General features: G+C 61.3%; 19 protein-coding genes and 1 pseudogene. 14 read left to right on the plus strand and 6 right to left on the minus strand.

Going from position 1 to position 19,472, the window contains the following annotated elements; all coding sequences use genetic code 11:
• Positions 1 to 88, plus strand: a pseudogene (locus AC13EK_RS01835) (IS6 family transposase); the annotation flags it as partial.
• A gap of 251 nt (positions 89 to 339) precedes the next feature.
• Here AC13EK_RS01835 and AC13EK_RS01840 read toward each other — a convergent pair.
• The 5 genes from AC13EK_RS01840 to AC13EK_RS01860 all read right to left on the minus strand — a co-directional run bounded on the left by AC13EK_RS01840 (position 340) and on the right by AC13EK_RS01860 (position 6,633).
• Positions 340 to 2,829, minus strand: a complete 2,490-nt coding sequence (locus AC13EK_RS01840) for a heavy metal translocating P-type ATPase (RefSeq protein WP_278985296.1) — start codon at positions 2,827 to 2,829, stop codon at positions 340 to 342.
• A 41-nt stretch (positions 2,830 to 2,870) separates the two neighbouring features.
• On the minus strand, positions 2,871 to 4,544 hold the full coding sequence (locus AC13EK_RS01845) for an oleate hydratase (protein WP_483022001.1): 1,674 nt from the start codon (positions 4,542 to 4,544) through the stop codon (positions 2,871 to 2,873).
• A gap of 120 nt (positions 4,545 to 4,664) precedes the next feature.
• Positions 4,665 to 5,528, minus strand: coding sequence for a 3-hydroxyacyl-CoA dehydrogenase (locus tag AC13EK_RS01850; RefSeq protein ID WP_004207023.1), 864 nt, complete (start codon positions 5,526 to 5,528; stop codon positions 4,665 to 4,667).
• A complete protein-coding gene (locus AC13EK_RS01855) occupies positions 5,525 to 6,022 on the minus strand; it encodes an acyl-CoA thioesterase (RefSeq protein WP_004207018.1) in 498 nt (165 codons plus the stop codon). The genes AC13EK_RS01850 and AC13EK_RS01855 overlap by 4 nt, the downstream gene beginning before the upstream one ends.
• A complete protein-coding gene (locus tag AC13EK_RS01860; protein ID WP_004207015.1) occupies positions 6,019 to 6,633 on the minus strand; it encodes a TetR/AcrR family transcriptional regulator in 615 nt (204 codons plus the stop codon). The genes AC13EK_RS01855 and AC13EK_RS01860 overlap by 4 nt, the downstream gene beginning before the upstream one ends.
• Positions 6,634 to 6,754: 121 nt before the next feature.
• Between AC13EK_RS01860 and AC13EK_RS01865 the strand changes: the two genes are divergently transcribed.
• From AC13EK_RS01865 to AC13EK_RS01920, 12 genes are all read left to right on the plus strand, one after another.
• Positions 6,755 to 7,843, plus strand: coding sequence for a catalase family protein (locus AC13EK_RS01865; protein ID WP_025290605.1), 1,089 nt, complete (start codon positions 6,755 to 6,757; stop codon positions 7,841 to 7,843).
• A 40-nt stretch (positions 7,844 to 7,883) separates the two neighbouring features.
• Positions 7,884 to 8,495 (plus strand): hypothetical protein, encoded by a 612-nt coding sequence (locus AC13EK_RS01870; RefSeq protein WP_004207013.1) that lies wholly within the window; start codon positions 7,884 to 7,886, stop codon positions 8,493 to 8,495.
• A gap of 3 nt (positions 8,496 to 8,498) precedes the next feature.
• The gene (locus tag AC13EK_RS01875; RefSeq protein WP_004207012.1) at positions 8,499 to 9,866 is read left to right on the plus strand and encodes a Dyp-type peroxidase; all 1,368 of its coding nucleotides are present in this window, start codon (positions 8,499 to 8,501) and stop codon (positions 9,864 to 9,866) included.
• Positions 9,867 to 9,990: 124 nt separating this feature from the next.
• The gene (locus tag AC13EK_RS01880; RefSeq protein ID WP_278985292.1) at positions 9,991 to 10,329 is read left to right on the plus strand and encodes a hypothetical protein; all 339 of its coding nucleotides are present in this window, start codon (positions 9,991 to 9,993) and stop codon (positions 10,327 to 10,329) included.
• A 28-nt stretch (positions 10,330 to 10,357) separates the two neighbouring features.
• Positions 10,358 to 10,693, plus strand: a complete 336-nt coding sequence (locus AC13EK_RS01885; protein ID WP_237235359.1) for an MFS transporter — start codon at positions 10,358 to 10,360, stop codon at positions 10,691 to 10,693.
• A gap of 20 nt (positions 10,694 to 10,713) precedes the next feature.
• Positions 10,714 to 11,148: a hypothetical protein gene (locus AC13EK_RS01890; RefSeq protein WP_483021997.1), complete on the plus strand. Its 435-nt coding sequence runs from the start codon at positions 10,714 to 10,716 to the stop codon at positions 11,146 to 11,148.
• A gap of 111 nt (positions 11,149 to 11,259) precedes the next feature.
• Positions 11,260 to 11,715, plus strand: coding sequence for an SMI1/KNR4 family protein (locus AC13EK_RS01895; protein WP_278394091.1), 456 nt, complete (start codon positions 11,260 to 11,262; stop codon positions 11,713 to 11,715).
• 81 nt (positions 11,716 to 11,796) lie between these two features.
• Positions 11,797 to 13,389 (plus strand): GMC family oxidoreductase, encoded by a 1,593-nt coding sequence (locus tag AC13EK_RS01900; RefSeq protein WP_025290602.1) that lies wholly within the window; start codon positions 11,797 to 11,799, stop codon positions 13,387 to 13,389.
• Positions 13,390 to 13,401: 12 nt separating this feature from the next.
• Entirely contained in the window at positions 13,402 to 13,803 is a 402-nt protein-coding gene (locus AC13EK_RS01905) for a DUF2147 domain-containing protein (RefSeq protein ID WP_004207001.1), read from the plus strand.
• A 429-nt stretch (positions 13,804 to 14,232) separates the two neighbouring features.
• Positions 14,233 to 14,820 carry a recombinase family protein gene (locus AC13EK_RS01910; RefSeq protein WP_278985285.1) on the plus strand — a complete coding sequence of 196 codons (588 nt, stop codon included), beginning with the start codon at positions 14,233 to 14,235 and terminating at the stop codon, positions 14,818 to 14,820.
• Between the two features lie 27 nt (positions 14,821 to 14,847).
• Positions 14,848 to 14,997 (plus strand): BrnT family toxin, encoded by a 150-nt coding sequence (locus tag AC13EK_RS01915; protein WP_341454122.1) that lies wholly within the window; start codon positions 14,848 to 14,850, stop codon positions 14,995 to 14,997.
• A 139-nt stretch (positions 14,998 to 15,136) separates the two neighbouring features.
• Positions 15,137 to 15,472, plus strand: coding sequence for a BrnA antitoxin family protein (locus AC13EK_RS01920; protein ID WP_004206995.1), 336 nt, complete (start codon positions 15,137 to 15,139; stop codon positions 15,470 to 15,472).
• 47 nt (positions 15,473 to 15,519) lie between these two features.
• Here the strand turns inward: AC13EK_RS01920 and AC13EK_RS01925 are convergent, their stop codons facing one another.
• A complete protein-coding gene (locus tag AC13EK_RS01925) occupies positions 15,520 to 16,950 on the minus strand; it encodes an aldehyde dehydrogenase family protein (RefSeq protein ID WP_037474520.1) in 1,431 nt (476 codons plus the stop codon).
• Positions 16,951 to 17,109: 159 nt separating this feature from the next.
• Here AC13EK_RS01925 and AC13EK_RS01930 point away from each other — a divergent pair, with 159 nt between their 5' ends.
• A complete protein-coding gene (locus AC13EK_RS01930) occupies positions 17,110 to 19,455 on the plus strand; it encodes a helix-turn-helix transcriptional regulator (RefSeq protein ID WP_237449780.1) in 2,346 nt (781 codons plus the stop codon).
• The last annotated feature ends 17 nt before the right edge of the window (positions 19,456 to 19,472 follow it).

A 19,472-nucleotide genomic window follows, 5' to 3' on the forward strand; every position in this document is an offset into this window, starting at 1 on the left:
TCACATGATTCGTAAGGGCCAGATGTTCGCTGCCAACGACAGGCGAAATCCGTCCTTCGCCGACCAGTTCGACAGCCTCGCCGCGTAAACCACTATGTCAAAAAGCAAACCGCAGACTCGGCCAAAGTTTGCGACAGAACCGTGGGATCACTCGACCGTCAGATCGCGGACGCCCTGACAGCCGAGGGCATCATGAGAAGATCGGCGCTCTGATCTATGCCAACCTCTTCGACAACGAGGGCGAAGACACCTTCTCGCTGATCTGGTCCCGCCCCAACGGCAGGCGCGCCGACTAAGACCCCACGCAAGACCCCGCCACAAGGTCGGGGCCTTGGTCCGTCATGCCTTCACTGTCCGGAGCCGCAGCGAATTGCCGATGACGCTGACGGACGACAGCGCCATCGCGGCAGCAGCGATGATCGGCGACAGCAGCAGCCCAAACGTGGGATAGAGCGCACCGGCCGCAATCGGTACGCCTGCCGCATTGTAGATGAACGCGAAGGCGAGGTTCTGGCGGATGTTGGCCATCGTCGCCTGCGACAGGCGTCGCGCGCGGACAATGCCGGTGAGATCGCCCTTGAGCAGCGTCACGCCCGCACTTTCGATCGCAACGTCGGTCCCCGATCCCATGGCGATACCAACATCGGCGGCGGCAAGCGCCGGCGCGTCATTTACGCCGTCACCCGCCATCGCCACCACCTTGCCCTGCGCCTTCAGGCGCTCGACGACCGCGGCTTTCTGGTCCGGCAGCACATCGGCCTCGACCTCATCGATGCCGAGCTTTCTCGCAACGGCTTCGGCTGTGGTGCGATTGTCACCGGTCAGCATGACGATGCGGATGCCTTCCGCATGCAGGGCCTTCAGTGCCTCAGGCGTGGTCGCCTTGATCGTGTCGGCGATGGCGAAGATGCCGCCGATGGCTTTATCGATGCCGATATAGATGGCGGTTGCGCCGTCGCGGCGTAGCTCATCGGCCTGTGCCGCGAGCGGCGCTGTATCAACCCCATGTTCGGCGAGGAAGGTGGTGCTGCCGAGCACCACATGCCGGCCCTCGACACGACCGATCGCCCCCTTGCCGGTCGGCGAGTCGAAGTCGGCGACATCGGGGATGGTGATCTTTCGCTCGTCGGCAGCCGCCACGATCGCCCGCGCAAGCGGATGCTCGGACGCCTTCTCCACGCCGGCTGCAAGCCGCAGGATGGTCTCCTCGACAAATCGCGGGGCCACGACGATCCGGGTAACGGCCGGTTTGCCTTCGGTAAGCGTCCCGGTTTTGTCGACCACCAGAGTATCGATCTTCTCCATCCGCTCGAGCGCCTCCGCGTTCTTGATCAGAACGCCGGCGGCCGCCCCCTTGCCGATACCCACCATGATCGACATCGGCGTCGCGAGCCCGAGCGCGCAGGGGCAGGCAATGATCAGCACGGAAACGGCCGCGATCAGGCCATGCGCCAGCCGCGGCTCCGGCCCCCATACACCCCAGGCCGCGAAGGCGAGCAGCGCGACGGCGATGACGACCGGCACGAACCAGCCCGACACCTGATCAGCCATGCGCTGGATCGGCGCGCGCGAGCGCTGGGCATCCGCGACCATCTGGACGATGCGGGCGAGCATGGTGTCGCGCCCGACTTTTTCAGCCCGGATGACGAGCGCGCCGGTCTGGTTCAGCGTACCTCCTACGACCGCTTCGCCGACTACACGCGTCACCGGCATGGATTCTCCGGTCACCATCGATTCATCGATCGATGAGCGACCCTGCTCGACCACGCCGTCAACCGGCACGGTTTCACCGGGCCGGACCCTGAGCCGATCACCGATGACGACGGCTTCGACAGGAATATCCTCTTCAGCATTGTTCCGCCCGATCCGCCGGGCGGTTTTCGGCGCGAGATTGAGAAGCGCGCGGATTGCGCCGGAGGTCTGCTCCCGGGCGCGCAGTTCCATGACCTGACCGAGCAGCACCAGCACGGTGATCACGGCCGCGGCCTCATAGTAGACCGCGACCGTGCCATCGGCGCCTCGGAAAGCCTGCGGGTAGAGCTGCGGCGCGAATGTCGCGACGATGCTGTAGCCCCAGGCGACCCCGGTGCCCATCGCGATCAGCGTGAACATGTTGAGGCTGCGGTTGACGATCGACGCCCAGCCACGTTCGAAGAACGGCCATCCGGCCCACAGGACCACCGGCGTCGCCAGCGCGAACTGGATCCAGATCGAGATGCGCATCGGCACCAAATGGTGCAGCGCCGGGATCAGGTGACCGCCCATCTCCAGCAGGAACACGGGCAAGGCGAGCACGAGGCCGATCCAGAAGCGTCGGGTCATATCGGCGAGTTCGGGGCTTGGTCCGGCATCCGCCGCCGCGATCAGCGGCTCCAGCGCCATGCCGCAGATCGGACAACTGCCCGGCGCGTCCCGGCGGATTTCCGGATGCATCGGGCAGGTCCAGATCGTGCCCTCCGTTACGGCTGCCGTTAACGCCGCAACGGGGTGATGCTCATGGCGATCAAGTCTATGGGTGTGGCTAGGGTGGGAATGATCGCCATGGGTAGCAGCACCCTCATGGTGCGGCTCGGCATGCGCTACCCGTGCTGCATAATGCACGGGGTCGGCGTCGAACTTCGCCTTACAGCCGGCCGAGCAGAAGGCGTAACGCTCGCCTTCATACTCAGCCTTGTGAGCGGTCCTGGCGGGATCGACCACCATGCCACAGACCGGATCATGGTCGACGTGACCGGACGGCGTTTCGCCGTCCGGCTCATGATGGTGATGATGGCCGTGCGCCCCAGTCACCTCGGCGGCGCGTTCGCTCTTCTGATCGTCGTCGGCCATTCATCACCTTTCACACGCCGCGCGTGCCTTCCGGTCTTTGTTCACTCCTCGATCAGATGGAACTCTTCGAGCAGCTTGGCGATCTCTGTGCCTTCGAGCTTCTTCATCAGCAGCTTGCGCAGGAAGGCCGGTCCGGGAAGATCGATGCCCTTGCCGTCCCGCAGCGGACCGATCGCAGCAAGAAGTGTACGAATATCATAGGTCGAGTTGAAGACCTCCGGCACGCCGCGCTCGACATTCATCAGCGTGTAGACGGCCTCCATCGGGGTTCTCACCGAATATTCCGTGGTGAAGATGCAGTCCCGCTGCTTCGATTCCGCGAACTGGCCGATGAAGGCGAAGTTGACCGCGCCCTCCGGCACCACGTCCGGCCGGTCACCCGCCTGGCGCGGCATGAAGAAGGCGGTAATATAGGGCATCATCGTGGGAACGGTGCTGGCGCCGGATGCCGCGAGTTCGGGAATGTCCTCGACCGGCACGCCGAGGTGATAGAGCCATTCCTGGGTGATCTCCTCACCGGTGCATTCCTGCATCGGCTTCTTCACGAAGTCGCCGGGGCAATCGACAAAGAGCGCGTAGAACCAGGCGATCATCTGATCTTTGGGCTGCTTCTTGAAATGCGGCTGGCGATGAACCGTCCAGCTCAGCAGCCACGCCGAGTCCTTCACCGTGACGATACCGGCGGAGACGATCTTGCCGGTAAAGGGGTTCCGCTTGGTGATCTTCTCGACATAGGCCGGAATGCGGGCGTCGAGGGCGGTGATGGAGGCGGAGGCCCATTTCGTCTCCGGGATATGGGCGCCGAACACGTCGGGGCGGCCGAAGGCCGGATCCTTCGCGGCGATGCGGCGCCACAGGTCCCAGGCCGGCGCCGGTCCTTCATTGAGCTTCGCCGGCGTCCTGTGGTCGCCATTGTCGGAATTCTCGGTCAGCGAGCCGATCGTGATGAAGACGAGATCGTCTGGCCCGAGATCGACGCCGCCTTCGACGCCGCGCTCTTTCCAGTGAATGCGGGTCGCTTGCTTGCGGCCGGGCTGGATGTCGAAATCGACATCGGTGACCTCGACGCCGTAGCGGAACGTGACGCCGTGATCGGTCAGCCACTTCACCAGCGGCAGGACCATCGATTCATACTGGTTATAGCGGTTGAACTTGAGCGAGGAGAAGTCGGCGAGACTGCCGATATGATGGATGAAGCGGTGCAGGTAGAGCTTCATCTCCAGCGCGGAATGCCATTCCTCGAAGGCGAACATGGTGCGCCAGTAGAGCCAGAAATTGCTTTTGAGGAAGTCTTCGCCGAAGACCTCGTTGATACGCTTGTTCTCCATCTCCTCGCGCGTCGCGAGGAAGACCGAGAGCAGGTCCTTCTGGGCCTTGTCGTTTAGCGTCAACAGCGCTTTGTCGGGCACGTCCTGGCCCTGGTTCTGCGTCGTGCGCTGGAGCGAAAAGTTGGGATCGTCCTTGTTGAGCCGGTAGAACTCGTCGAGCACGCTGGCGTCCTCGATCTCCAGCGAGGGGATCGAGCGATAAAGGTCCCACAGGCACTCGAAATGTTCTTCCATTTCGCGGCCGCCGCGAATGACGAAGCCCTTTTCGGGCACGTCCAGACCATCGAGCGCGCCACCAGGGATTTCCAGCTCTTCAAGGATGGTGATGCGGTCGCCGGAAACGCCGCCGTCGCGGATCAGGAAGGCCGCGCCGGCAAGCCCCGCCAGGCCCTAGCCGACGAACCACGCCGTCTTTTTGTCGGCGCCTTCCGGCTTGCGTGGACGGACAAAGGCTTCATAGTTTCCACTGCTATAATGCATGGCAAACTCCTGTTTTTCTTGTTGGGATCAGTCGGCGGGCTTGTAGCTGTAGAAGCCTTCGCCCGACGCGATGCCGAGCTTGCCCTTGTCGATGTAGTTTTCCTTCAGCCACGCGGCGAGCGACTGTGCGTGCTCATCACCGTGCGACAGGATGTTGTAGGGGGTGTTCAATCCGATGATGTCGTAGATCTGGAACGGCCCCATCGGCGCGCCGGTGGCGATCCGCCAGACCTTGTCGACATCTTCCGGCTCGGCATAGCCGCCGGCAGCCAGATCGGTGGCCGCGTTCAGGAACGGCACCAGCAGGGAGTTGAGGACGTAGCCCGCTTTTTCCTTGCGCACCGGGATCGGCACCATGCCGATCGCGGAGGAGAAGGCGATCAGGGTATCGAACACGGCCGGATCGGTGTCGTCCGTACCCATCACCTCGGCAGTGTTGAACTTCCAGATGCTGTTGGCGAAGTGCAGCGCCAGGAAACGGTCCGGGCGGCCGGTGAAGGCTTTGAGGTCGCTCGGCAGCAAAGTCGAGCTATTGGTGGCGAAGATCGTTCTGTCAGGCGCGAGCCCCGCCAGTTTCTCGTAGAGCGCCTGCTTGATCTCGAGCACTTCCGGAACCGCTTCGATGACCAGATCGGCATTCGCAACCGCAGCCCCAAGATCGGCGGTGAGCGTGATGCGTCTCGAAGCTTCGGCTGCCTTGCCGTCAGCCGCACCCGTCACCTCTTTCACGTAGGTTTCTACAAGCGTTTCGAACCGATGCCTCGCCTGGTCGAGTGCTTCGTCGCTGATCTCATAAGCGGTAACGTCAAAGCCACTATAGGCGGCCTGGAAGGCGATCTGGCTGCCGAGGACACCGGTGCCTAGCACCGTCACTTTCAGGATGTCGCTCATTCATTCTCTTCCTTGCGTCGGGTTTCATAGAGAAACGGCGCAGCGACTTCGGCGGGCACGCGAACCAGCTTGCCGGTAGCTTTCTCGATGAGCACCCATTGCGACAGGGCCGCGACGAGCGTCTGACCGTTACTGTCTTTGAACTCGACGCACCGGGCGTATCTCGCTCCGCGCGGCTTCCCTTCGACCCAGGTTATGGCAAAGGTCTCTTCGCCCGCCCGGATATTGCCGCGGTAATCGACCTCGTGCCTGAGCACCATAGCAACATAGGTGTCGGCATCCCTCGGACGCGCGGCTGTCAGCCAGTGCGCCACCGACACATCCTGAATCCAGGTCACCCAGACCGCATTGTTGACATGGCCGAGTTCATCGATGTCTTCTTCGGTTGCCTGGAAACGGATATGGAAGCGCCGACGTTCGTCCACTTTTCCAGCCAAGGGCACGCCTGAAGCATCGCAGCCGATCCTGCGGCGTCCTTCGCCAGGAAGGCTCATGACCGGGTGGATGGCGCATCGAGGCCTGCCATCGCGCGAAAGAAGCCGACAAGCATTTGCTCTCGGGGAATAGCGCCTTCGACATCGCCCTGGACCGCCAGTCCCATCCACAGTGCATAGAGGCCGATCCCGGTCTGCAGCGGCGGCAAGGCAGGCCGAAGCGCAAAGCGCCGCGTCAGATCCGCCACAAGTTCTCCGAACAAATGGTGGCAGGCGGCCTTTCCTTCGCGATGCCGTTCAGCGAACGCGGGGTCCCGCCGCGCATGAAGCTGCAATTCGATCGAAAGCAGCGACCAATGCTGTTCGTCAGCCAGCTTAGCCAGCCGCGCCGCAAGCACTTGCAGAGTCGCCTCGATATCATCGCCGGAGCAGTGGGCGACCAGATCGCGCAGAAGCACGACCTCGTCCTGGATATGAGCCTGCAGAATCTCGACCAGCAGATCGTCCTTGCTTGCAAAATTCGAATAGAAGGCCCCCTGCGAATGACCCGCTGCACTACAGATGTTGCGGATCGACATGGCCGCCACCCCTTCTTCCACAATGGACGAATGTGCTGCGGCGAGCAGCTTATCCCGCGTCTGGCGCTGCGTTTCCTTTCGCGTGAGGCGCATGAGCGATCGACCTCCAATTCAGCACGGCATGGAAACCTTTTACCCATGTCGGCGTTCACCGTAAAACCAGATATCACCTGATATCTCGAATGCAACGAAAATCCGGTTCGAAGGATCGCCCTTGGCTGAGACCTATATCCCCTACTCCACCAGCGTCGAAGTGCTCGGCGAAGACGAGGAGCGGCTCACCGCCGAAATCCTCGAAATCATGGCGAGCACCAACCGCAAGGCGTTCGAGCGCCATCGGCATGCGGTGCGCGACGCCCATGCCAAGAGCCACGGGTTCCTGAAGGGCGAGCTCGTCGTCCCGGAACTGCCGGAGCATCTGCGCCAGGGGCTTTTCGCTCGCCCGGCCACCTATTCCGTGGTGATCCGCCTCTCATCAGCGCCCGGAGATATCCACTCGGACACCATCCCCGCCCCACGCGGCATGGCGATCAAGGTCATCGGCGTGGAGGGAGAGCGGCTTCTGCCCGACGACCAGGGCCGCAATCAGGATTTCCTGCTCGTCAACATCCCGACCTTGAGCTTCGGCACGATCGGTAAATATCGCCAGCTCATTGGCCTTCTGGAGAAGAATGCGCAGAACCCCGCCTTCCTCCAACGCGCCATGGCCGGGGTGGCGCGTGGCGTGGAAGCCGCGGTCGAAGCGGTCGGCGTCGAGCCCGGCGCGACGCTGCGCGGGCTCGCGCGCGACAACGACCATCTGCTCGGCGAGACCTATCACTCGATGGCGGCGATCCGCTTTGGCGATCACATCGCCAAGATCAGCGCCGCGCCGCTTTCCGACAATGTCCGCGCGCTCACCGGCAAGGACGTCGGCACAGTGGAGGATTCTACGATGCGCGATCTGGTTGTCGAGCATTTCCGCGACCAGGGTGCTGAGTATCAACTGCGCGCCCAACTTTGCGCTGATCTCGACAAGATGCCTGTCGAGGACGCGGCGGTGCTCTGGCCCGAAGAGCTGTCGCCACACCAGCCGATCGCCACGCTGCGCATCCCGCCGCAGGACGCCTATTCGCCGGCGCGGCGGGTCTATGGCGATGACGTGCTGTCGTTCAATCCCTGGCACGGTATCCGCGAGCACCAGCCGCTCGGATCGATCATGCGGGTGCGCATCGCCGCCTATGAGCGATCCACCCGCTACCGCCATGAGATGAACGCGCAGCCGCGTGTCGAGCCGACAAACATTGACGCCATCCCGGACTGACGCACCGATCGACACACGCAATCACGAAAGGAGGCCAGTCATGGCCGAGACCGAAGAAAACCCGCAGATCGACGAAACCCGCCTTCAGGCCATCCGGCGGCGGATCGAGGAAGTGGCCGGCGACGCGCCGCAGCTCGCCAAGCTCGCGCTCGAGCAGATGGTGACGAAGCACAATCCCGACCTCAAGGGCACGGCCGGCTCGGCCGGTCGCGTCGGCGCGCAGTCCGGCAATGTCTCCGAGCTCACCGCCATCGCCAACCTCAAGCCGGGCGGCGCGGACCGGCTGAAACGCATCTTCGGACTCGTGAACGGCAATTTCGACGGGGCGCAGAAGGTCGGCACCCTGCACAACATGCGGTTCGTCTTCTTCGACAACGACACCCGCATCCTGTTCGCCACCGCCTATGACGGCGACTGGGACACCTATATCAACGACTTCGCCACCAAGATCCCCGACCTGATGGATTTGCTCTTCGCCTCGGTCGAAGGCTGGCCGGGCATCGCGAGCCCGAAGGTCAAGGATTTCATCGCCGAACATCAGATCACCGCCGCCGGATGGTTCGTCGCCAACCCGCAGGTCACGGTCGTCGACGTGCGTCGGCTTCAGCGGATGGAACATGCCGTCAACGAATTCCTGGACAAGGTGGGCTGAGCGATGACGATCCTTCAAAAGCTGAAAGAGCGCTTCTCGAGGGACAGCGTTACGCTCGACCTGCACGATATCCAGGCGCTGATCCTGCGAAGCCGGCCGGAGCCCTATGTCGGCATCCATGCGATGCTCCATTTCGACGAGGCCGAGGGCGCGCGCGCTTTGCTGGGCCGGCTCGCGCCCCATATCGCATCCGCCGACAACTGGAACGAGGATCTCGATTTCTGGATAGGCGCTGCACTCAGCTTCGAGGGACTGAAGGCGCTCGGCGTTCCTGAAGCACAGCTCAAGACATTCCCGCTCCCCTTTCAGCAGGGCATGGCGGCGCGCTCGGAGCAGCTCCGCGACTTCGGACCCAACGCGCCGGAAAACTGGGAGGACGTGTTCAAGCCGGGCAACTGCCATCTCGCGCTGACCATCTACGCGGTCGACGATGCGGCGCTCGACAAGGCGCTGGCGACCGCGCGAACCGAACTCGACCAGAGCAGCGGCGTCACCTTGATCGGCGAGCATCGCTTCGGCGCGCCGGACGGCGCGAAAAACCCGTTCGGCTTCCGGGATTCGATCTCCCAGCCCGCCGTCGAAGGCAGCGGCGTCGATCCGCTGCCCGGCGAGGAACGCGCGATCAAGGCGGGCGAGTTCATCCTTGGATACGAGAGCGAGAACGGCCAGCCGCTCGGCATGCCTGAACCTGCGGCGCTGGGAAAGAACGGCACCTTCGTCGTCCTGCGCAAGTACAACAGCCGGGTCGGCTGCTTCAACGCCTTCCTCAAGGCCCATGGCGAGACGGCGGAGGACCGCGAACGTCTTGCCGCCAAGATGTTCGGTCGCTGGCGGTCAGGCGCTCCACTGACGTTGTCGCCGGATCATGACGACCCGGACCTCGGCGCCGATCCGCAGCGCAACAACGACTTCAATTTCAAGGACGACCCCAAAGGCCGCGTCGTGCCGCTCGGCTGTCATATGCGCCGACTCAATCCCCGCGATTCCGAGCTGACACTGCTCACCGACGTCAACATTCACCGCATCATCCGCCGTTCCTCGACCTTCGGGCCGGTTTATTCCGAGGATGTGGCGCCGAAAGACGATGCCAAAGGCGATCGCGGCCTGTTCTTCATCTTCATAAGCGCGCGCGCTTACGACACGATCGAGTTCATGCAGCAGGAATGGATCAACCGCGGCAATTTCGTCGACCTCGGCGAGGAGCGCGATCCAATCGTTGGTCTGCATGAGGAGGACGGCCGGTTCACGATCCCGCAGGCGCCTGCGCGCAAGCGCATCGACGGTGTGCAGACCTTCAATGTCATGAAGGGAGGCGAATATCTGTTCATGCCAAGCCTATCGGCGCTTAAGTGGTTGGCAGAACAACGCTAAAGCTATTCACCTGATTGTCGGTTGAGATTTGAAGTGTGCAGAGTGACCCGGAAAGTGCGGGGCTGTGCGGAAGGTTAAGTGAGTGGGAGTTGAGTTTCGGCAAGGCTGGGGATGGTTGGTCCTTGTGGCGCTTACGATTTCGACGACCGGCGATGAAATCACGTTGCTGACGTTGATGTTCCGCACTGCCGAGAACGCATCCGGCTATGCGGTGCCGACGCTGCTGACCGCGGAGCTGCTACCCGGTCTGATCGCCGCACCCTGGGCGGGCCGCTTGATCGACCGCCGGGAGGCGGCCCGCATGCTGGTCATGGTGTCAGTTCTGCAAGCGGGCGTGATAGCATTTATCGCCTATTATCCCATGTTCACGCTCGCCGGGGCCGCGCTGTTGAGCGTGCTGTTCACGATCAGCAGCGCCGCAACATTCGCGTTGGTTCCAGTGCTGGCGAGCGGCTTGGAATGACCTCGCACTCGCCAATTCCCTTATGGAAATGGTTCGCAGCCTTGGAATGCTCGCTGGTCCAGTCGCTGGGGGCGTACTGGTGGGATGGATCGGATCGCGCAATGCGCTTTTAGCCGATGCCGCCAGTTATGCCCTTTTGGCCCTCGTCGTGATGGCGAGCAGGCTTCGCCGCAAGCCACAACGGGACGATCAGGAGGAAGAGACCCTGTTCGCGGACTACCTGCCGCTGCTCCGCAATCGACGGTTGATGGTGGTTACGGGTGCGCTCAGCCTCGAAGTGTTTGCGACCGCCATAGCCGACGTTGCTTTCGTGTTTCTCGTGATGGTGACGCTGGGAGCGGGCCGACCGCGTTTGGAATGCTGACGGCACTATGGGCGGTTGGGATGTTGATCGGCGCTGGGCTGGCCGAAAGGGTTATTGGCCATAGGGTCGGACTGGCGGCGTTCGGCACGGCCGCTGTCATGGGCGCGACCATGCTGTGGATCGGCCTTGCGCCGATCGGGCTGGCAATCGTTGCCGTCGCCTTCATCCTAGGCGGCGGCGCAACCAGCATCCAAAACGTCGCTGTCCGAACCTTGTTCCAGTCGGAATGCCCGCCCGCCGATCATGGCAAGGTCGCCGCGATCTATGGTGCGGTGACACGCGCCGCCGTAATCGGCGGCTATGTTGCTGGCGGCTTCTTTTTTGTGCCGAATGATGCGCCAACCGCCTATCTCGTGGGCGGCCTGCTGGGCGTTGTCGCGGGCTTAGTCGGATGGCGGATATTCAATCGTAGATGGAGCGCAGCACCAATCAAAGCATCGACGCGCCAAGATTGACCTGATTGTCGTGCCCCTCCGCTAACGGCTATACCAATCAGGTGGCGTGATTGAGGCGCGGTGCGGAACGGACACGATAGCGACGCCCTAATGATGTAAGGCAGAAAATATATGACCTTTCAGTTTGATCCATCATTCGATGCAGAATCACTCCACATGCCGGGAGATTCTTTGATCGAATTAGACCAGATAGAGAGTTCATTAAGGATATTGCTGCCCTCTGAGCTTCGTGATTTATTTATTGAATTCGGATCAGCGATAGTTTTCAATAAGGATGTTGAATTTCCTGCGGAAAAATGCGCCTATTCCGAAGATTCAGGAAGAATTGGCGTTTCAGTTATATATGGCCCTGCTGACGGAAGCTTAGGAATAATTCGCATAAACGAACAATTATCCATGCAGATTCCAAAAACATCTGTGGTTTTTGCGGAAATCGGTCTGGGTAATATGCTGTTAATTGACAGAATTGATGGAAAGATATCCGTATGGCTGCACGATGAAGCTCTGCCTTCTAGGGCGATAACCCCGTATACGACAGCTTTCATGACTTTATCGATGCACTGGTAGCCTTCGATCCTCCTCCCCTGCCCAGTTTAAAGGAATTGGGATTGGACTTGAAAGCGATGGGGATAGAAGAGGAGTAGCTAGATGTTACGGTTCGGCGCTGACGGAAACCACATCATTGGCGGCGGCTCGGCCGGCTGCGTCATGGCCAACCGCCTTTCTGCTGATTCGGATAAAGCTGTCTGCCTCATCGAGGCGGGGCCGCGCGATCGCAATCCCTTCATTCACATGCCGCTTGGCGTCGGCGTCATTGCCCGCACGGGATGGGTGAACTGGAACTGTGAGACCGAAGTCGAGCCTCACCTTAACAACCGGCGGCTCTATTGGCCGCGCGGCAAGACGCTGGGTGGCAGCAGCTCGATCAATGCAATGGTCTACATTCGCGGCGATCGGGCGGACTATGAGGGCTGGGGGGCGGCCGCCGGAGCTGACTGGGACTGGCCGCGCATGCGCGAGCTTTTTATCGCGCTCGAAAACAATCAGGCTATCCACGACGAGCATCATGGCAATGCCGGGCCACTTTGCGTCTCCAATCTTGGGCGAGTGAACCCACTTACGGAAGACTTCGTCGAAGCTGGGGTGGAACTGCACTACCCGCGAAATCCCGACTTCAATGGCGTGAGCCAGGAAGGCTTTGGTGTCTATCAGGTGACCCAGAAAGACGGGCAACGGTTCAGCACGGCGCGAGCGTTTCTCGATCCGGCTCGCTCGCGCAAGAATCTCGCCATCGAAACGAACGGCCTCGTCGAACGGATACTGTTCAAGGACCGTCGCGCCATCGGGGTCCGCGTCGGCGGCCGGGACCTGCTGCTGCGCCCCGGTGGAGAGGTGATCCTTTCGGCTGGCGCGGTCAATTCGCCGCAGATTCTGATGCTGTCGGGCGTCGGCTCGGCGAGCGAACTCAGGCAGCATGGCATAGAGATCGTTCTGGATGCGCCCGAAGTCGGAGCCAATCTCGCCGATCACCTCGACTATACGGCTGTGGCAACCACGGCCGATCGCGAAGGATTTGGGGTGGCGCCCAGTTTCCTGCCTCGTGCGATACGCGGCGCATGGAGCTATTTCCTTCATCATGAAGGCGAATTGACGTCAAATGCCTCGGAGGGCGGCGCTTTCCTCAAATCCGACGCCGGCCGGGAGCGGCCCAATCTTCAATTCCATTTCCTGCCGGCGATCCTGCGTGACCATGGCCGCAAGACAGCCTTCGGCTACGGAATGACCGTGCATGTCTGCGACCTTCTACCGAAGAGCCGCGGCAGGATCGGGCTCAAGATCGCCGATCCCACGGCTCATCCGCGCATAGAGGGCAATTATCTCAGTCATCCCGATGATGTGGGCGTCTTGCTGAATGGCGCGAAGCTAGCCCGCAAGCTCCTTCATGCGCCGGCGCTCGCCCGTCACTTGCGCGAGGAGGTGCGACCGGGACCCGCGGTCCAGACCGACGAGGCTCTGATCGACGACATCCGCGCGCGCGCTGAAACAATCTATCATCCGGTAGGAACATGCCGCATGGGCAGTGACTCGGCATCCGTGGTCGATCCGGCAGCCCGTGTACGTGGCATTGACGGTTTGCGCGTGGTCGATGCATCGATCATGCCGTCGATCGTGTCGGGCAACACTAACGCGCCTACCATGGCGATCGCGGAAAATGTCGCGCAAATGATGATCCGGCCTTGAGGAAGAATGGCGATGAGGTTCAGTTTCGTATTGGCAGCCATGCTGCTACTTGCAGCATCTGCGTCCGTCGAGGCACAGCGCGCTTCTTTCGGAGTGTGGAAGAATCCGCAGGACAGCGTACATGTGCGAGCCCAGCCGTGCGGAAGCAGAATGTGCGGGGTCGTGGTCTGGGCAAGTGACAAAGCCAAGGCGGATGCGCGGCGCGGCGGGACAAACGATCTGGTAGGTCTGATCCTGTTTCGCGATTTTGTTCCTGAAAAGAAGGGCGTGTGGCGCGGCAGTGTTTTTGTACCCGACATCGGCCAAACCTTCTCTGGAACAATCACCACGCTCGACGATCGGCGGATGGAGGGAAAGGGGTGCCTGACAGGGCGGATCATGTGCAAATCGCAGATATGGACGAAAGTGAACTGAAATCCGTCCAATCATCGTCTGACCGAGAGCGGCAAGCCAAGGATTTTAATAAGACACATCAAAAGCTTCTACGATAAATTGAAGAGGCGCGGAGCAGGAAGCGGGCATGGCGACAGCGATGTGTGCAGCCGCCACGGGATCAATTCGGCGACGGGCATGCGACTTGGTCAGCGTAAGCAGGCGGATAATCCGTTATTGATCGTCGCGGCCAGAAGACGGTCCGCTGCGGCAGCGGCTGCACGAACAGATTAACCTAATGGAAATCACACGATAAGCGCCCCGCCTGATGCGCCCGACGACACATTCCGCCGCTAGCAGGCATCCCCCCGGAAATTCCAGCAATCTACGCACGCCCAAAATCCGTAGCGTCCGATAAACTCTGCCGGAAAGGAGGACTGTCCCACAACAAGCTATCAGGGGTTTTCCGACATGCTTATAGGCTACATGCGCGTCTCTTCCACAGATGACCGGCAATCGGTCGATCTTCAGCGCGATGCGCTGATCGCAGCCGGCGTCGATAGCCGGCATCTCTATTCCGACAAGGCATCCGGCGCTCGCGAGGACCGGGCGAGCCTGCGGGCCTGCCTCGAATATCTCGCAGCCGGCGATAAGCTGGTCGTGTGGAAACTGGATCGGCTCGGCCGCTCCCTGCCGCATTTGCTGTCGATCCTGACCGATCTCAGGGAGCGTGACGTGTCATTCCGGTCATTGACCGAGCAGATGGACACGGGAACGCCGCATGGCGAGCTGCTGTTTTCGCTGTTCGGCGCGCTGGCCCAGTATGAACGGGCATTGACGCGCGAGCGCATCATGGCAGGCCTTGCGGCCGCCAGACGGCGCGGGCGCCACGGTGGCCGCCCGCGAACGATCGATGCGGAAAAGCTCGATCAGATCACCGCCGCCCTTGCCGGTGGCGCTAGCAAGTCGTCGATCAGCCGCACGTTCAACGTGCCCCGATCGACCCTCGCAGATACGCTCGCGCGGGCCGGATGGCTCAAACCGCCGCGCCTTGCGTAACGACAAAAACATAATTATATTTCCGTAATGCCATCCATGCGCTTCTCCTGGCATCCGGCCAAAGCCGAGAGCAATCTGAAGAAGCACGGCGTCAGCTTTGCGATCGCTACTCGTGCGTTCACAGATCCTTTCGCGCTGAGCGATCAGGATCGGATCGAAGGTGGCGAGCGACGATGACAAACCTTGGGCCTCGTGGAAGGGCATCTGCTCCTCCTCGTGGCCCACACTGTCGTCGAGCAAGACGATGACGGCGAGTATGTGGAGATCATTCATATCATTTCGGCTCGAAAGGCCGATCGAACGGAAAGGCGACGTTATGAAGAAGAAAGACGCTGATACCGTCCGTTTCCAACTCGATCCGGACAATCTGCCGCCGTTGACCGAAGCGCAACAGGCCGAACTGGATGCCCTGCAGGCGATGCCGGATAGCGGGATCGACTATAGCGACTCTCCGGCGCTGACAGAGGATTTCTGGCGGAACGGGCAGCGTGGGCGCTTCTATAAGCCCATCAAGCAGCAGGTGACGGCACGCCTTGATGCTGATGTGCTCGCCTGGCTCAAATCGCAGGGTAAGGGCTACCAAGCCCGCATGAACGCCATACTTCGCCGTGAGATGCTGGCGACCGCCAGAAGGCAGGAAAAGCCACGTTAATTTAGATAGTTAGGCTATCGGTTATCGTGATATAGTCGTACATGGATTTACCCCAGAAAGCGTTTGGCAAGTCGGATCAGACGCGCTGCCCGGCCCGAATAGGGAGGAAAGACGAGAGGCAGAGCGGAGAAGCGGTTCTGGAGAACGGCGCGCTCATGACTGAAAGTCCGGAACCCGTGATGGCCATGTGCCGCCCCGATCCCGGAATTGTTCACACCGCCGAACGGCAGATGATCGTGGACGTATTGGACGATGGTAAGGTTGACGCCTGCACTGCCGGAAGTCGTGGCCGCCAGGATATGATCCACTCTCGCCCGGTCACGATCGAACACATAAAGCGCCAGCGGCTTGGGTCTTGCGTTGATCCGACCGATCACGGTTTCAATGTCATCATAGGTCAGGACCGGCAGGACGGGACCGAATATCTCCTCATGGTCGATCGCCGCCTCGGGAGCGATCGCCTCCAGCACTGTGGGCGCCAGCGCCCTTCCCTGCCTTTCGCCGCCGACAATGATCCGCCCGCCCGTGGCCAGGGCATCCGCAATCAGGCCCCCCAGTCTGTCCGCATGGCGATCATTGACGATCCTTGCGAGATAGGGGCTCGTCATGCCCGAACCATAAGCGGCGGCGATCCGGCGGCGCAGCGCTTCCACGAACCGGTCGCGGATCGAAGCGTGGACGAACACATGATCGGGCGCGATGCAGGTTTGACCGGCATTGGAGAATTTGCCGAAGGCGATCCAACTGGCGGCCGTCTCTATGTCGGCATCCGGTCCCACGATCGTGGGCGACTTGCCACCCAGTTCCAGCGTAACGGAGGTCAGGTGGCGGGAGGCTGCCTGCATTACGACTTTCCCGACCTCGGGGCTGCCGGTGAAGAAGATATGATCGAAGGGCAGCGCGAGCAGGGCCTGAGACATCTCCTTCCCGCCGAGGGCGACGGTAACCAAGTCTGGCGGAAATGTGTCGGCGATCAGCCGCGCGATGACGCCCGAGGTAGCAGGTGTCATCTCCGAAGGCTTCAGGATAGCGCTGTTGCCGGCAGCAAGGCAGGACACAAGCGGCCCCAGGCAGAGATTGAATGGGTAATTCCAGGGCGCGATGATAAGGCACACGCCGCGTGGCTGCGGCACGATCCGTCCGGCCGTGCCGAAACCGATCAATGTCGGTCCGACATGGACTGGCCGCATCCATCGGCGCAGATTACGACGGCTGTGGCGGATTTCCTGCATGACCGGAAGAATTTCCGTCAGAAACACTTCGGCCTCCGGCTTGCCGAAGTCGGTCGCCATGGCCTGGACGATCTCCCCTTCGAACTTTCGTATGGCAGCCGCGAGGCGCGCCAGCGCAGCGCGTCTTTCAGCAAGGCCAAAGCGCATCCGGCGCTCGTCCGACATTGCCTTTTGCGCGGTGAAGAGCATTTCCACCGGGCGGCCATCACAGGGTTCCTGCGAAATCGAATGGCTCTCTTCAATCATTTCATTCTCGTCGAAAACATGACCTTCGCGCGAGTCTTACGAGCGCAAAAGCAATAGGGAACTACACGAACATGTAGTATCGACCCGACATGCCTGGGAACCGAATGGACTCCAACGCTGCTTTCGCGACTGGCGGAAACGGCACTTCGCCGTGTGGAATTGACCGCGCGCGTCAGCCTGCTGCGCGCACCTTGCGGCTACGGCAAATCGGCGACGCTCGCGGCCGGTTGGAAGGAGGCGGCGGACACTGGTCGCCCGGCGCTTTGGGCAAGTCTTGCAAGCGACGACACAAAGAAGGGCACCCTGCGTCGCCTCGCCTTTCAGGCCGGAACCGCCGCGGACATCGAGTCCATTCTCCAATGGATATGGCATCAGGACAGGCCCGGGATTATTTGCCTCGATGATGTTCAGGAAGCGCCGCATCTCGAAACGCTGACAAGAGACATGATGGATGCTCTTCCCGATGATTGGCGAGCGGTCCTTGCAACCTCCGCCCCCTGGGGATTTGGCGTCCTCAACGCTGACTGGCAGGAAGTCGGCCCCGATGCCCTGGCCTGCCGCGCCCAGGATCTGAAGGAATTGATCCGGGTCCCTTCAGCCCTCGACCGGATCATATCGGACACACAGGGTTGGCCCGCATTGTGCCGCATCGCGGGCCGTGTATCCTACCGGATGCAGCCACTGCATTTATGGCCCGAGATCATCTGTTATCTCGATCAGATGGTGTTGGCGCCCTTATCGCCCGCTCTGCGCACATGGCTGAAAAAGGCGGCATTAATCGCTCCCCTCGATGCCGAAAGCCACGATTTTGCCCTGCGCGTCCACGACGGCGCGCAATGGATCGCACGTGCGCAACGCGAATGCCTCCTATTGAGGCCGGACAGTGACGGAATGTTTGCGCTCAATCCGGCGCTGCGACACCATCTTGCCTTGAGCGGACAGTCGCAGCTTCGTTCCTCTCCAAGCCATCTTCTAAAACGTGCGGCTTTTCATCACTGGCGCGCCGGCCGGCCAGCGCAAACGATAGCGCTTTCGCTGCGGGCCGGCGATCCGGCCTGGGCGCGGGGGCTGGGCGGTGAGATCGTCATGGATGTCGCCCTGCGACAAGGCCGTATCGATGAGTTGGCCCATTGGCTCGAGGGCGTGCCCGACACAGCGTTGCTGACCAATCCCATGGCTGGCCTGGGAAAGATATGGGCCCTTTCCTTCCAGCAGCAGCATGCAGGGGCGACGCACCTTTTGAAGTTGCTGTCACGCACGGATGCGCATGAGGAATTGCTGACGCTGCTCGGTGCGACGACAGCGGCGCTGAGGGACGATGTCGTCCGGGCGGAAATGCTCTGCCGGCAATGGCTCGAGCTGCACGCCCGGGAAAATCCGATGATGAAGGCCTCCGCCCTGGCCTGCCTCGCGAGCATCGTGGCGAGCCAGTCGAACGCGGCCGAGTTCGCGGCACTACGTCCCCTACTGGATCAAGCCTGTGCCCTGGCCGATCAGGGCTTTTCCCGCGACTGGGCAAAGATTGCCGAAGTGCTGCTCCTGCTGACGCAGGGGCAGATCATTCCCGCACGAAATAGGATCGACGCGCATCTGACGGATATGGTCTCCCCGGTCGCCGAGCAGACGCTGAAAACATTGCGCCTCGCTGTGCTGGCCGAAAGCGGCGTGCCTCTGGCAGAACTGGAATGGCCGTTGCTTTTCTGCGACCAGATCGTCGACGTCCGCATTCATACGGCACGGGCCATATTACGGGCCGCTCGTCTGGCCGGAGATGCGGACCTCTGCGAAAAAATCCTGACCGAACTGAACGTGAAAGCCGTACGCGACCACATGCCGCGACTGCAACTCATGGCCGATATCCTGACTGCGGAACATGAAATCGCGTCGGGTCGATCGGTCACCATCCCCAATATTCCCAGGAACGACGCCATCACTTCGGCTCACCTCGCCATTGCGGACGTCGAGTGCATGCTTCTGTCTGCGACGCGGGCGCTTGCCGACGGGAAGGATCACCTCGCGCGCCAATTGACGGACCGTATCCTGGCCCGCATCCGCAGGGCAGGATGGCAACATATCATACTCAAAACCCTCATGCTGCGTTCGGTGCTGCATCTACGTAAAGAGGCGCTGCAACTTTCCATACGGTCAGCGGAAGAGGCCTCGGAAATTCGCGACAGCACAGGACTGAAGGAAACAGCGCGGGAGTTCCGGAATATCCTGGAGCATATTCACGCGGGATGGGCCGTAAAGGCGAGGTTTGATCGGTCCGCAGCACAACATCACTTGCCGAGTTCACAACATACCGAAGGATCCGACCTGTCTCGCCGCCAACTCCATATCCTCGGCCTGGCGCGGGATGGTCTTACGAGCGCGGAGATCGCCAACATATTGGGTATCGGCGAAGATGGCGTAAAATGGCATTTTCGCGCGATCTTCAAGTGTCTCGCTGTCAACAGGCGCACCCAGGCCGTCGCCACGGCGATACAGCGCGGTCTCCTTCACTAAACGATCTCCCACGTCAC

The organism is Sphingobium sp. L-44 (genome assembly GCF_056859495.1).

Excerpts from the sequence above, each read along its gene's own strand:
- AC13EK_RS01895 (WP_278394091.1), top strand. The coding sequence starts at position 11,260 with ATGACCTTTCAGTTTGATCCATCATTCGATGCAGAATCACTCCACATG.
- AC13EK_RS01875 (WP_004207012.1), top strand. The coding sequence starts at position 8,499 with ATGACGATCCTTCAAAAGCTGAAAGAGCGCTTCTCGAGGGACAGCGTT.
- AC13EK_RS01910 (WP_278985285.1), top strand. The coding sequence starts at position 14,233 with ATGCTTATAGGCTACATGCGCGTCTCTTCCACAGATGACCGGCAATCG.
- AC13EK_RS01905 (WP_004207001.1), top strand. The coding sequence starts at position 13,402 with ATGAGGTTCAGTTTCGTATTGGCAGCCATGCTGCTACTTGCAGCATCT.
- AC13EK_RS01900 (WP_025290602.1), top strand. The coding sequence starts at position 11,797 with ATGTTACGGTTCGGCGCTGACGGAAACCACATCATTGGCGGCGGCTCG.
- AC13EK_RS01920 (WP_004206995.1), top strand. The coding sequence starts at position 15,137 with ATGAAGAAGAAAGACGCTGATACCGTCCGTTTCCAACTCGATCCGGAC.
- AC13EK_RS01840 (WP_278985296.1), bottom strand. The coding sequence starts at position 2,829 with ATGGCCGACGACGATCAGAAGAGCGAACGCGCCGCCGAGGTGACTGGG.
- AC13EK_RS01915 (WP_341454122.1), top strand. The coding sequence starts at position 14,848 with ATGCCATCCATGCGCTTCTCCTGGCATCCGGCCAAAGCCGAGAGCAAT.
- AC13EK_RS01885 (WP_237235359.1), top strand. The coding sequence starts at position 10,358 with ATGGTTCGCAGCCTTGGAATGCTCGCTGGTCCAGTCGCTGGGGGCGTA.
- AC13EK_RS01850 (WP_004207023.1), bottom strand. The coding sequence starts at position 5,528 with ATGAGCGACATCCTGAAAGTGACGGTGCTAGGCACCGGTGTCCTCGGC.
- AC13EK_RS01890 (WP_483021997.1), top strand. The coding sequence starts at position 10,714 with ATGTTGATCGGCGCTGGGCTGGCCGAAAGGGTTATTGGCCATAGGGTC.
- AC13EK_RS01860 (WP_004207015.1), bottom strand. The coding sequence starts at position 6,633 with ATGCGCCTCACGCGAAAGGAAACGCAGCGCCAGACGCGGGATAAGCTG.
- AC13EK_RS01855 (WP_004207018.1), bottom strand. The coding sequence starts at position 6,022 with ATGAGCCTTCCTGGCGAAGGACGCCGCAGGATCGGCTGCGATGCTTCA.
- AC13EK_RS01925 (WP_037474520.1), bottom strand. The coding sequence starts at position 16,950 with ATGATTGAAGAGAGCCATTCGATTTCGCAGGAACCCTGTGATGGCCGC.
- AC13EK_RS01870 (WP_004207013.1), top strand. The coding sequence starts at position 7,884 with ATGGCCGAGACCGAAGAAAACCCGCAGATCGACGAAACCCGCCTTCAG.